Source organism: Dissulfurispira sp., assembly GCF_036745535.1.
GTDB lineage: Bacteria > Nitrospirota > Thermodesulfovibrionia > Thermodesulfovibrionales > Dissulfurispiraceae > Dissulfurispira.
In genome coordinates, this window is the sequence record NZ_DAIOFX010000003.1 from 72,479 (window position 1) to 84,924 (window position 12,446).

Sequence of the window (12,446 nt, forward strand, 5' to 3'; positions counted from 1 at the left end):
TAGTTTGTAATTTTTATTTTATTTCAATCGCCTCATCGATGAGCATTACGGGAATGTCGTCTTTTATGGGATACATGAGCTTGCATTTTTCGCAAACAAGGCCATTTTCTGCTTCTTTGTAAATCAGATCCCCTTTGCATTTAGGGCAGGCAAGGATTTCGAGTAATTCTTTGCTTATAGCCATTTATCCCTCGATGACTTTTGATAATCTCTTTAATACCTTATCTTTTCCGACTATTTCAAGGACCTCAAAGAGGCCCGGGCTTGCAGTGCCCCCTGTTATTGCAACTCTCACTGGTTGTGCAATTATGCCGAGTTTTATTCCATGCTTTTCAGCGAATGAGTGGAAGACTTTTTCTATCTCTGCTGCTGTAAAGTCTGTGAGTCCTGATAGGATTTCATGTAATTCAGATAGGTATTTTATATTTTCAGGTTTCAGGAACTTTTCCTTAGCCTTCGGGTCGATCTCCACATATTCGAGGATATAATATTTCAATGAACTGGCAAGCTCCACAAGCGTTCTTACCCTCTCTTTAAGAGAGTTTACCGCTCTTGAGAGCCACTCCATATCAAGCTCCTGTCCTTCGGAGATGATGCCTTTCTTTATTAAAAAGGGAATTGCCATATCTGCAAGGTTTTTTGCATCCTCTTTGATAATGTACTGGCTGTTGAGCCAGAGGAGCTTTTCGGGATTGAATACTGCTGCTGATTTGCCTATATTTTCCAATGAGAAGTATTTGATCAACTCCTCTCTTGTGAATACCTCCTGGTCTCCGTAAGACCATCCAAGCCTTACAAGGTAATTAACAAGGGCGTCGGGAAGATACCCCATGTCTTTATAAGCCATTACTGATGTTGCACCATGCCTTTTACTCAGCCTCGTCTTATCGGCTCCCAGTATCATGGGAAGATGTCCGAATGCAGGCGGCTCCCAGCCGAATGCCTTATAAATATGTATCTGTTTCGGGGTATTATTCAGATGGTCGTCTCCTCTTATGATATGGGTTATTTCCATGTCTATATCATCCACAACAACCACAAAGTTATAGGTTGGTGTGCCGTCTGAGCGCATTATAATGAGGTCTTCAAGCTGGCTGTTCTCGAATTCTACGACCCCCCTTATGAGGTCATTTACCACTGTCTGGCCTTCCTGCGGCATCTTGAACCTGACTGCAGAAGGTTTATCCGCAGGTATCGGTTCTGTGATGTTCCTGCACCTGCCATCGTATTTAGGGGTTTTGCCTTGCGCAAGTGCCTCCTGTCTCCTTTGCTCCAGTTCTTCGGGGGTGCAATAGCATCTATATGCCTTACCTTCATTTAAGAGCCTTTCGACATAGCTCCTGTATATGTCGAAGCGGTCTGTCTGTCTGTATGGACCCTCATCCCAATCGAGCTTCAGCCACCTCATGCCCTCTATAATGGCCTCAATATACTCTTCTGTTGAACGGCTTCTGTCAGTATCCTCTATCCTGAGGATAAATGCCCCGTTATTATGCCTTGCGAACAGATAGTTGAAAAGGGCTGTTCTGGCGCCGCCGATATGCAGGTGCCCTGTGGGGCTTGGTGCGAATCTGACGCGTATTTTTTTGTCTTCGCTCATAGGGTTTACATTATAACACAGGGAGCTATTTGCCTCCAATTCATGAAGCCATGTTAAGGACAAATGCAAGCTTTACAGAAAACAGGGTCATGTGCTAACCTATTAGTCTGAAAAAACAGTTATTCTTTTAGAAAGGCGGTGATGTAATGGCACTCGATATAGTAAAGAAAAAGGATATTATTGAATCTTTTAAGATTCATAGCCATGACACAGGCTCTCCCGAGGTGCAGATTGCACTTTTATCCGAAAGGATAAGTTACCTCACAGAGCATTTTAAGACCCACAAAAACGACCATCATTCAAGAAGAGGGCTTTTAAAGCTCGTTGCACAGAGGAAGAGACTTCTCAATTACCTTAAGACTGCTGACAAAGGCCGTTATGATAAGATTATAGAACGACTTGGCCTCAGGAAATAGGAACGGAAATAATAATAAGGAGATAAAAAGGTAATTTGATGACTAGCGTAGAGCTTGATATTAAAGGAAAAAGTCTGGTTATAGAGACAGGACAGATGGCGAGGCAGGCGGACGGCGCTGTGGTTGTAAAGTATGGAGATACTGTTGTTCTTGCTACGGCAGTTGCGGATAAAAGGGTGAAAGAGGGACTGGATTTTTTTCCGCTTACTATTGATTATCTGGAGAAGACATATTCAGCAGGCAAGATACCCGGCGGCTTCTTTAAGAGGGAAGGCAAGCCTTCCGAGAAAGAGGTCTTGACATCCCGCCTCATTGACAGGCCTATCAGGCCATTATTTCCAAAGGGATTTTATTCAGAGACACAGGGAATAGCCTCCGTACTATCCTACGGCAGCGAAAATGTGTCGGATATACTTGGAATAATCGGCATGTCTGCAGCCGTCCATATATCGGATATCCCCTTTGACGGTCCTGTGGGTGCGGTCAGGGTTGGCCGGCTTAAGAATGATGACGGCGGCAATTTGATCATTAATCCTGATTTGTCTGAAGTGGAGAATCTCGATCTTGATCTCGTTGTAGCAGGCACAGAAGATGCGGTAATTATGGTGGAAGGCGGCGGCTCCGAGGTATCGGAGGCACTGCTCCTTGAGGCTATTGATTATGCCCATAAAGAGATTAAGAGGATAGTCGCTTTTCAGAATGAATTAAGGAATCTGGTTGGAAAGGAAAAGAGGGAATTGATCCCTGTCGCAGAAAAGCCTGAATTTAAAAAAGAGATAAGGGTATTTGTTGCAGACAGGTTAAAGGAGGCCATACGCATCCCCGGCAAGCAGCGCAGGCAGGAGGCCCTCGATATAATACTGGAAGATGCAATAAGGCATTTTAATACACTCGAAAATGGAGAGAAATTCTTTGGAGATCCAACAAAGGATCTCACAAGGGATATAGCCAATATATTCGATGATTATGAAAAAGAGATTGTAAGGAACATGATACTTCAGGAGGGTGTGAGGGTAGACGGCAGGAAGCCTGATGAGATAAGGCATATATCGTGCCACATGGGGTTTCTTCCAAGGGCCCACGGTTCAGCGCTCTTTATAAGGGGCGAGACACAGTCCCTTGTTGTAACCACCCTCGGCACTGCTGAAGATGAGCAGAAGATAGATTCCCTCGAAGGGGAGACTTACAAGTCATTTATGCTCCATTATAATTTTCCACCCTTCAGCGTGGGTGAGGTAAAACCCCTCCGCTCACCTGGAAGAAGGGAGATAGGCCACGGGGCCCTCGCAGAAAGAGCAGTGAAATATGTGATCCCCAAGAAAGAGGTTTTCCCTTATACCATAAGGATTGTCTCCGACATTCTTGAGTCCAACGGTTCATCTTCTATGGCAACGGTATGCGGCACTACGCTTTCGTTGATGGATGCAGGCGTTCCAATATCAGCGCCTGTTGCAGGCATTGCAATGGGACTTATAAAAGAGGAAGAAAAGGTTGTTATCCTGACAGACATCCTCGGGCTTGAAGACCATTTGGGCGATATGGACTTCAAGGTTGCAGGAACAGAGAACGGCATTACAGCTTTCCAGATGGATGTAAAGATAAGCGGCGTAAGCCGCGAAATCCTCCGGAACGCCCTTGAGCAGGCGCGGATTGGAAGGCTTCACATCCTCGGCAAGATGAAGGAGGCAATGCCTTCTCCAAGGAAGGAGCTTTCTCCTCACGCACCGAGGATATACACCATGCAGATAAAACAGGACAAGATAAGGGATGTCATAGGCACCGGAGGAAAGGTAATAAGAGGGATCATAGAGCAGACAGGCGTTAAGATAGATATAAACGATGCAGGAGTTATCAATATAGCATCTCCTGATGAAGAATCGGCTAAAAAGGCGATAGATATTATAAGCGGCATTGTTGCCGAGGCAGAGCTCGGAAAGATATACATGGGAAAAGTGGTTCGCATAGCCGATTTCGGGGCATTTGTGGAGATACTTCCGGGCGTTGACGGACTTTTGCATATATCGCAGATATCTGAAAAGAGGATAGCAAAGGTCACGGATGAGCTGAATGTCGGTGACGAGGTTCTGGTAAAGGTCATCGAGATAGACAATCAGGGAAGGGTCAGGCTCAGCAGAAAAGAAGCGATGCGTGAGAAATCCTAAATCCGAAACCCTAAATTCTAAACGAGCAAACTCGGTTTGGGATTTAGATTTTGGAATTTAGGGTTTGTTTCTAAATCTATGTTTACAAAACGCTATCTTGATAACGGTATCCCTGTGGTAATGGAGCAGTTGAAGAACTACCGCTCCGTGATATTGGGGATATGGGTCAAGGTCGGCTCCCGCAACGAAATCCGCGACAAAAACGGCATATCCCACTTCCTTGAGCACATGTTTTTCAAAGGCACAAAGAAGCGCACTCCAACGGATATTTCCATTGACATAGATTCCCTCGGCGGCGACCTCAATGCCTTTACATCGAGGGAAAACACGGCATTCTATGTAAAGGTACTTGACGAGTATATCGATAAAGGCATCGAGCTGCTTTCGGATATATTCCTCCACTCCACCTTTCCGCAGGAGGAGATAGAAAAGGAAAAGGGTGTCATAAAGGAAGAGATAAAACTTGTTGAGGACACACCAGATGACTACATACACGACCTCTTCAGCAGGACTGTCTGGGGCGACGCTGGTCTCGGCCAGCCTGTTCTGGGCAGACGGGAGACAATCAAGACATTCACCCGCGAGGATCTGATAAGCCATGTAAGAAAATATTACGGCACATCGGATACTGTGGTGGCATGTGCAGGCAATTTCGAGCCCGACCATGTCATGAACCTGCTCAACCACCATCTTGGAGGCCTCAGGAGAGGCTCCGAGCCAGAGTTGTTCTCCCCTCCATCCTTTAAGAGCGAAATCGCTGTATATCCAAAGGACCTGTCAGAGGCCCACATATGTTTTGGGGTCGAGGGGCTGCCATATGCAAGTGAAGACAGATACGCAATAGCCATCTTGAACTCCATTGTCGGCTCAAGCGTGAGTTCCCGTCTCTTTCAGGAAATAAGAGAGAAAAAGGGTTATGCATACTCCATTTATTCCTTCGTATCATCGTATCTTGATACAGGCCTCTGGGCAGTGTATGCAGGCACAGGAAGGAAAAAGGCATTAACTGTCACAGAACTCATAATCAAAGAGATGAAGGGGCTTTGTGAAACCATATCCGATGTTGAACTTAGAAGGGCAAAGGACCAGTTAAAAGGGAATCTCGTGCTGGGGCTCGAATCCACAAGCAGCAGGATGCAGAGCATTGCCCGTCAGGAGATATATTACGGCAGGTATTTTTCGCTAAAGGAAATAATGAAAGGAGTGGAAGCAGTGACCCTCGGCCAGATAAAGGACCTATCAAAGCGCCTTATCAACGATGGCAAGATGAGCCTTACGGTTCTCGGACCTGTGAAGGGAGAAGATTTTAAGGGATTGTTTTGATGCTTCGGGAATTAAGGATCAAAAACTTCACAATCATCGATGACCTTTCCATAAATTTTGAATCAGGCCTCAATGTCCTCACCGGTGAGACAGGCGCCGGAAAATCAATAATAGTGGATGCAATCGGTCTCATCCTCGGCGATAAGGCCTCTCCTGATATGATAAAGACAGGGAGCAGGGAGTCGAGCATCGAGGCATACTTCGACAATAAAAACCATCCGCTCCTTGAAGCTCTTGATATAGACAGCGATGACGGAGTAATGATAAGAAGAAACATATCTGCTCAGGGTAAAGGAAGGGCGTATATAAATGACACATCCGTAAGCCTCCAGACACTTGCCGGCATCGGTGAAGGCCTCATCGATATCCACGGGCAGCACAAACATCAGGGACTTTTAAAAAAGGACAACCACCTTCTTTTTCTCGATAGCTTTGCAGGATTAACAGAGGATGTTGCTTCTTTGCAGGCTTTATACAACGAGGTTATCAGCTTGCGGAATAAAGCAAATGAACTGAAGGAGCGCATCCGCGAGAGGAACCAGAGGATAGAATTCCTAAGATTTCAGATAAATGAGATAGAATCGGCCAATTTAAAGAATGGGGAAAGAGAAGCCATTGAAGAGGAAATGAAGATACTCCTCAATCTCAGCAGACTCAAGGAGTCTTCAGAAGCAGCATACAGCCTGATTTATGATTCTGAAGGCTCATGCCTTGAGCAGATGTCCAATGCTGCATCGAGGATAAGGGATATGCTCAATTTTGACCCTGATGCAAAGGAACTCCTCGATATTGTTGAATCAACGATTTCTCAGATAGAGGACGCTGCATTGCTCCTCCGCAAGCTTAAGGATAAGTATGACATAGACCCTCAAAGGCTCACGGAACTGGATGAGAGGCTTGATCTGATAAAAAGGATCGAGAAGAAATATGGCAAGGGTGTCGATGAAATACTGAAATACAGGGACAAGGCTGAAGAAGAGATGAAGGGTCTCGAATATGCTGATGAACAGCAGGAGGCATTAGAAGCAGAGCTTAATGCAAAAGACAACGAGCTTAAGGCCATGGCAGGAGGACTTTCCCAAAAAAGATGGGCAACTGCAAAGAAGATGGAGAAGATGGTTGTCTCGGAACTCCATGAGCTTGGCTTTCAAAAAGCTGATTTCAAGGTGGATATAAAAAAGAGGGATGCCGTTACAGCAAGCGGCATCGATGATGTGGAATTTTTATTCAGCGCAAATCCAGGCGAGCCACCGAAGCCATTGATAAAGGTTGCATCAGGTGGTGAACTGTCGAGGATTATGCTTGCGCTGAAATGTATTGAAATAAAAGAGGCGATAGGCAATAGGCTAAAGGCTAAGGGCGAAAAGACACTTATCTTCGACGAGGTGGATGCAGGCATAGGCGGTATTACTGCACAGCATGTGGGAAAGAGGCTGAAGGCCATTTCGAATAATTATCAGGTGCTCTGCATTACCCATCTGCCGCAGATAGCAGCCATGGCTGACAATCATTTGAAGGTCGAAAAGGTTATGGGCAAGGATGCAGTAAAGGTTGGTATAGAGCCATTGACAGGCAGCAAGAGGCAGGATGAGATTGCGAGGATGCTGAGCGGAAAGATCACGGATGTGTCGCTTAAACATGCAAAGGAGTTGCTTGGCGTTTAAACCTGAATTACGCATGGTATGGCAGCAGGCGTGCATCAAAGCCTTTACCTTTATGCCTAAGTTAAGCGATTATATATGTCAGGCACGGCTCAAAGACGCCTCTTTTCGCCGCACCTGACATATATTTCTAATCCATCATCAGTATGGCAGGCACAGCCTCAAAGCTTTTGTAATGCGATGAGATTTAATTATAGTAGATCGTAATATTGTCTAATGGAAGGGTTATACTGAAATTGCCTTTAAATGGCGGGAGGGTTCTTTATAAGGTATCGCAGACAAAATGCTTTTCGGCCATGCCTGCCATACTGACTTAGATACTTGTTTGCAGAATATGGTTTAATGTAAATTAAAACATCAGGTGACATAATGACAAAAACTGCAAAAAAAGAAATGAAGGGGAAGATTGTTATTAACAGGGAGTTGTGCAAGGGCTGTAAATACTGCATTATGGCATGCCCGAAAGGCTCCATAGTAATAGACAGGAAGTTCAACAGTATGGGCTATTTCCCCGCGCGCTTCGAACATCCCGAAAAATGCACTGGCTGCGCAATATGCGCCCAGATGTGTCCTGAAATAGCGATAGAGGTGTGGAGAGAAGATTAATTTTGGCTCATGAGGGGTCTGATTTGCCGATAGTTATCGGCAGAGTCAATGTAAAAATATGGAGGTTAATATGAAGACTTATGTATATCTTGGTTTTATGGTTTTTGTTTTATGTGCATTCGCTGCACATCCTGTATTTTCAGAAGATAAGAATTTAGAGAAGAGCAAGGCCCAGATACTTGAGGATATCGAAACGCTGCGGGCAGGCCTGTTTAAGACAAGGGAATGCGTGGTTGAAGCAGAGACAGAGGCAGAACTTGAAAGATGCCGGGAGGCAACAAAAATAAGGAGATTCGAAGAGGTGCAGGATAAATTGTTCGAGATCGGCATGAGCAGGGAAGAGAGAAGGATGAAAAAATCACCGAGGGAATATTGATATTAAATGCGGCTATTTAAATTCGTCTTAATATTTGCACTTCTATTTATTCCATTTACGATTCACGCAGCGGTTTACCCCGTTAGAAATTCCAATTCTAACGGGGTAAAGGAATACAAGCTTAAAAATGGTCTTAAAGTCCTTATCATCGAGGACCATAAGGCGCCGCTGGCTACATTCCAGATATGGTACAGGGTCGGCTCAAAGGATGAGCCGAGAGGGAAGACAGGGATCAGCCATCTCCTTGAGCACATGATGTTCAAAGGCACGCCTAAATACGGATCAAAGGTGTTTTCAAACATCATCCAGAGAAACGGTGGCACTGACAATGCGCATACAACAAAGGACTACACAATGTACCACCAGACCCTATCATCAGACAGGATAGGCCTTTCCATAGAGCTTGAAGCTGACAGGATGCGTAATCTCCTGCTCGATCCAAAAGAGGTTATGAATGAGAGAAATGTGGTTATGGAAGAGAGGCGCATGAGGTATGAGGATGATCCCCAGAGCTCATTATACGAAGAGGTGATTTCAGCAGCATTCAAGGCACATCCGTATCAGTGGCCTGTTATCGGCTGGATGTCTGATATCGCATCCATAGAAAGGAAAGAACTCTACAGATATTACAGGTCATACTACTCACCTGACAATGCCTTTATTGTTATCTCAGGGGATGTAAATGCAAAGGATGTACTTCCCAAGATCAAAAAGAATTTCGGCAATATAAAACCTTCTAAGAGGAACGTTATAAAAGACGGGACTGAAGAGCCGCAGCAGAGCGGAGAAAGAAGGGTATATCTCAAGAAAGAGGCCGAACTTCCTTACATACTTATGGCATACCATGTCCCGAGTTTCCCGCACGAGGACAGCTTTGCCCTCGATGTGCTTTCAACCATACTTTCCGCTGGCAAGAGCTCAAGGCTCTACAAGGGCATAGTCCATGAGAAAGGGCTTGCCCTTAATGTCTTTGCTGATTACAGCGGGTTTCATAGAGACCCCTTCCTTTTTGTTTTCGGCGGCACTGCAGCACCTAAAAAGAATATAGAAGATATTGAAAAGGCAATTTATTATGAGATCGAAAAAGTGAAGAAAGAAATGCCCTCAGAGAGGGAAATTCAAAAGGCAAAGAACCAGATCGAGGCGTCCTTTGTCTTTGCGCAGGATTCGACCTATTCAAGGGCCTTTTATGTAGGCATGTTTGAGATGCTTGGAAACTGGAGATTAATGGAAAAGTATCTTGAGGGAATCAGAAAAGTAAAGCCCGAAGATGTACAGGCGGCGGCTAAAAAGTATTTAGTGGATGACAATAAGACAGTGGGGATATTAGTGCCAACAAAAGCAGTCAGGAGTGAATAGTGAAACGGCATGGCGTAATAGAGCAGCAGAGCAGCAGAGCAACAGTAAAGAAAGGTGCTATTTTATCTATTCTCTTTTTCTGCTGCACTGTTGCGCTATTGCTCTACTGCTTTAACGATGCTCATGCCATTGAAATAAAGAAACAGACCCTTCCCAATGGCCTGACAGTGCTCCATGCTGAAAGGCACAATCTTCCCATTGTCATGCTCACGATTTTGATAAAGGCATCTCCGCTTAATGAGCCTGCAGATAAGGCAGGGATTGCATATCTGACTGCGAAGATGCTTGCCGAGGGGACGCAGAAAAGAAAGGCATCCGAAATCAGCGAGGAAATAGAATTTGTGGGCGCATCCCTTAATGCATCAACAAGCAGCGATTATACAACCATATCCCTCTCTGTGTTAAAGAAGGATATAGAAAAGGGCTTTGAGATATTTTCAGATGTGCTGCAAAACCCCTCATTCCCGGAAGAAGAGATAAACAGGAGGAAGGAGATAATAAAGGGCTCGCTGAGGCAGAGCGAAGAAGACCCGTCCTTTGTTGCGAGCAAGGCATTTATAAAAGAGGTGTTCGATGAACATCCGTATGGCAGGCTTGTAAATGGAAGCATTGAAAGCATCGACAACATAAAGCGGGACGACATAGCGAGGTTTTATCATGAGCATTATCTGCCTGAAAATGCAATCCTCTCGGTGGTTGGCGACCTTACATCAGAAGAGCTTGTCGCCCTGATAGAAAGATATATGGGACAATGGAAGGCAAAGAACAGAAGTCAGAAGTCAGAAAACAGAAGTCAGATAGAAAAAAAACATAAAGACAAAAAGGTTGTAATAATAGATAAAAATATTACTCAGGCGAATATTATTTTGGGGCATCGGGGCATAGCAAGAGATAATCCGGACTATTACGCAGTTTCTGTTATGAACTATATCCTTGGAGGAGGAGGCTTTGCATCCAGATTGATGAAGGTTGTGCGGGATGAGATGGGGCTTACATATTCCATATATAGCTCATTCTCAGGCAATAAAGAACCAGGACAGTTCGAGGTGAAAGTACAGACAAAGAACGAATCGGCAGGAATTGTAATTAAAGAGATATTAAAACAGATAAATAAAATAAAAACAGAGACTGTAACTGACCTGGAACTCAAGGATGCAAAGGCATATCTCACAGGAAGTTTTCCGAGGAGGCTCGAGACGAGCAGGAGGATTGCGGATTTCCTTGCGGCAGTGCAGTTTTATAACCTCGGAGACGATTACATCGAAAGGTATCCTGATTATATAAATCGGGTAACAAAGGAAGACGTCTTGAGGGTTGCAAAGAAATATCTGAATCCGGAAAACTATGTCCTTGTCATTGTAGGGAATCAGAAAAAGATAGATCTATCTCATTTTCAGTCGTCTAAAAATATATATTAGCTCGCTTACTGACAACTGCCCTGGCGCTGATGGATGGTTGATATAGCCGTATGAGATAAGAGAGCCGAAAAGGGGATTAAATACCCTTGAGGGCAACCCTTTGTTCCCCATGGACATGGTAATTATCCCTGCATCTTTATGTCTCTGTGTAAGGAACATGAGCCTGATCAAATCCTCCCTATCCTTGGCCATTGCTGCTATCTTCACAATATCGACACCGAGTTCTTTTCCGTGCGCCACAATGCTGTCGAGGAAACCGCCGTCTGGCGTGAATTCAAAGTTATGGTAAGAGCCGATAAGGAGTTTTCTGTAGGTATTGCAGAGTTTTTTTATCTCTGTCAGGATATCCTCAGAGCCTATTTCAACATCTATGACATCGGAAAGCGGGACCACGGCCTTGTAAATACCCAGTCTGTCGGCAATTTCTCTCTGACCACCTTCTTTAACATCCCGCACCGTGGCGATTATGGGCTTTTTAAAATTCTCTTTGGCGGCTCTGAAGATGTTTTCGATGTGGTCTGACGATATATCCTTAAACATATCTACCCTGAGTTCTATCAAATCAGCAGGGTTCAGGGAATCCTTCTTGGCAGTAAGGACATCTGTGTCTGTAAGCACTCCGGCAATAAGAGGCACTTCGCCAAGTTTGAAATTGCATATGTATATTTCCATCGGTACACCCCAAAGAAATTTTCTATATTATAATGATTTGTCCGAAAATGTGCTACCCACTCAGATATCGTCCAACGCTCAGATTCAAAGTAAGAGAAAAATGATATAATTAGAGCCATGAAAATATGCCCGTCATATCTTTCGTTTATTTTATACAACCCTATAAGGAGGGCATTGACGGATAGGAAAAGGATAGTGGACGAATCGGGGATAACCGAATCCTCTGTTGTCCTCGAAATCGGGGCAGGCAATGGATTTATCACAGAGGCCATTGCACAGAGGGCAAAGAAGGTCTATGCCAATGAGCTCCAGCCCGGCATGGTGAAAAAGCTCAAGAAGAGAATGGAGAAATTCGGGGATAAAGTGGATATACTATTATGTGACATTGCAAATTGTGATATTGGAGAAGAATTTGCGGATGCTGGTATAATGTATTACAGCTTTCACGAAATCGGCAATCAGGCCGATGCAGTTAAAAACATTGCCAGAGCTATGAAGCCAAATAGCATCTTATCTATTTATGAGCCTACCATAGAGGTCAATAAGGCTGCAATGCAGAAGATCGCAGGGATGTTTGAGGCAATTGGTTTTGAGAAGGAAGTAGAGCGTGACGGATCGTTTACAAGGTTTGTGAGGCTAAGGAGAGTAAAATAGGGCGGTTAGCTCAGTTGGGAGAGCACCACGTTCGCAACGTGGGGGTCGGGGGTTCGACTCCCCTACCGTCCATTTTAATGCATGCATTAAAGTGGTGTCTGCTGGACGATGTCAGAACTTTCTTTGAGCAAAATCCAGAGGATTTTGCCGATTGACCCGCCATGCCCGCTTCGCGGGCGAGCCTCCGATTTTTAGAAAA

General features: G+C 44.6%; 12 protein-coding genes and 1 tRNA gene. 10 read left to right on the forward strand and 3 right to left on the reverse strand.

Translation table 11 applies throughout. The features are described from left to right. Positions 1–13 precede the first annotated feature (13 nt). Entirely contained in the window at positions 14–184 is a 171-nt protein-coding gene (locus tag V7L97_RS01700; RefSeq protein WP_333652791.1) for a Trm112 family protein, read from the reverse strand. After that, positions 185–1,600 carry a glutamate--tRNA ligase gene (gene gltX, locus V7L97_RS01705; protein ID WP_333652794.1) on the reverse strand — a complete coding sequence of 472 codons (1,416 nt, stop codon included), beginning with the start codon at positions 1,598–1,600 and terminating at the stop codon, positions 185–187. A gap of 146 nt (positions 1,601–1,746) precedes the next feature. Between gltX and rpsO the strand changes: the two genes are divergently transcribed. From rpsO to V7L97_RS01745, 8 genes are all read left to right on the forward strand, one after another. Next, positions 1,747–2,016: a 30S ribosomal protein S15 gene (gene rpsO / locus V7L97_RS01710; protein ID WP_333652796.1), complete on the forward strand. Its 270-nt coding sequence runs from the start codon at positions 1,747–1,749 to the stop codon at positions 2,014–2,016. 38 nt (positions 2,017–2,054) lie between these two features. Then, on the forward strand, positions 2,055–4,178 hold the full coding sequence (gene pnp, locus V7L97_RS01715) for a polyribonucleotide nucleotidyltransferase (RefSeq protein ID WP_333652799.1): 2,124 nt from the start codon (positions 2,055–2,057) through the stop codon (positions 4,176–4,178). 78 nt (positions 4,179–4,256) lie between these two features. Then, positions 4,257–5,501 carry a M16 family metallopeptidase gene (locus V7L97_RS01720; protein WP_333652802.1) on the forward strand — a complete coding sequence of 415 codons (1,245 nt, stop codon included), beginning with the start codon at positions 4,257–4,259 and terminating at the stop codon, positions 5,499–5,501. Beyond that, positions 5,501–7,165, forward strand: coding sequence for a DNA repair protein RecN (gene recN, locus V7L97_RS01725; RefSeq protein WP_333652806.1), 1,665 nt, complete (start codon positions 5,501–5,503; stop codon positions 7,163–7,165). The genes V7L97_RS01720 and recN overlap by 1 nt, the downstream gene beginning before the upstream one ends. A gap of 366 nt (positions 7,166–7,531) precedes the next feature. Then, a complete protein-coding gene (locus V7L97_RS01730) occupies positions 7,532–7,768 on the forward strand; it encodes a ferredoxin family protein (protein WP_333652808.1) in 237 nt (78 codons plus the stop codon). A 70-nt stretch (positions 7,769–7,838) separates the two neighbouring features. Next, on the forward strand, positions 7,839–8,144 hold the full coding sequence (locus tag V7L97_RS01735; RefSeq protein ID WP_333652811.1) for a hypothetical protein: 306 nt from the start codon (positions 7,839–7,841) through the stop codon (positions 8,142–8,144). Between the two features lie 6 nt (positions 8,145–8,150). Then, a complete protein-coding gene (locus tag V7L97_RS01740) occupies positions 8,151–9,503 on the forward strand; it encodes a M16 family metallopeptidase (protein WP_333652814.1) in 1,353 nt (450 codons plus the stop codon). Further along, positions 9,503–10,921: a M16 family metallopeptidase gene (locus V7L97_RS01745; protein WP_333652816.1), complete on the forward strand. Its 1,419-nt coding sequence runs from the start codon at positions 9,503–9,505 to the stop codon at positions 10,919–10,921. Before V7L97_RS01740 ends, V7L97_RS01745 begins: the two co-directional genes overlap by 1 nt. On the opposite strand, the gene aroD is transcribed toward V7L97_RS01745, so the two are convergent. Then, entirely contained in the window at positions 10,886–11,593 is a 708-nt protein-coding gene (aroD, locus tag V7L97_RS01750) for a type I 3-dehydroquinate dehydratase (protein WP_333652819.1), read from the reverse strand. The genes V7L97_RS01745 and aroD overlap by 36 nt on opposite strands. 174 nt (positions 11,594–11,767) lie before the next feature. Here aroD and V7L97_RS01755 point away from each other — a divergent pair, with 174 nt between their 5' ends. Further along, positions 11,768–12,247, forward strand: a complete 480-nt coding sequence (locus V7L97_RS01755; protein WP_333652822.1) for a class I SAM-dependent methyltransferase — start codon at positions 11,768–11,770, stop codon at positions 12,245–12,247. Then, positions 12,247–12,319, forward strand: a tRNA-Ala gene (locus V7L97_RS01760). The genes V7L97_RS01755 and V7L97_RS01760 overlap by 1 nt, the downstream gene beginning before the upstream one ends. The last annotated feature ends 127 nt before the right edge of the window (positions 12,320–12,446 follow it).

Bases quoted from the DNA above. Each gene is read 5' to 3' on its own strand.
- V7L97_RS01730 (WP_333652808.1), top strand. From the start codon at position 7,532: ATGACAAAAACTGCAAAAAAAGAAATGAAGGGGAAGATTGTTATTAAC.
- V7L97_RS01735 (WP_333652811.1), top strand. From the start codon at position 7,839: ATGAAGACTTATGTATATCTTGGTTTTATGGTTTTTGTTTTATGTGCA.
- rpsO (WP_333652796.1), top strand. From the start codon at position 1,747: ATGGCACTCGATATAGTAAAGAAAAAGGATATTATTGAATCTTTTAAG.
- aroD (WP_333652819.1), bottom strand. From the start codon at position 11,593: ATGGAAATATACATATGCAATTTCAAACTTGGCGAAGTGCCTCTTATT.
- gltX (WP_333652794.1), bottom strand. From the start codon at position 1,600: ATGAGCGAAGACAAAAAAATACGCGTCAGATTCGCACCAAGCCCCACA.
- V7L97_RS01740 (WP_333652814.1), top strand. From the start codon at position 8,151: ATGCGGCTATTTAAATTCGTCTTAATATTTGCACTTCTATTTATTCCA.
- pnp (WP_333652799.1), top strand. From the start codon at position 2,055: ATGACTAGCGTAGAGCTTGATATTAAAGGAAAAAGTCTGGTTATAGAG.
- V7L97_RS01720 (WP_333652802.1), top strand. From the start codon at position 4,257: ATGTTTACAAAACGCTATCTTGATAACGGTATCCCTGTGGTAATGGAG.
- V7L97_RS01700 (WP_333652791.1), bottom strand. From the start codon at position 184: ATGGCTATAAGCAAAGAATTACTCGAAATCCTTGCCTGCCCTAAATGC.
- recN (WP_333652806.1), top strand. From the start codon at position 5,501: ATGCTTCGGGAATTAAGGATCAAAAACTTCACAATCATCGATGACCTT.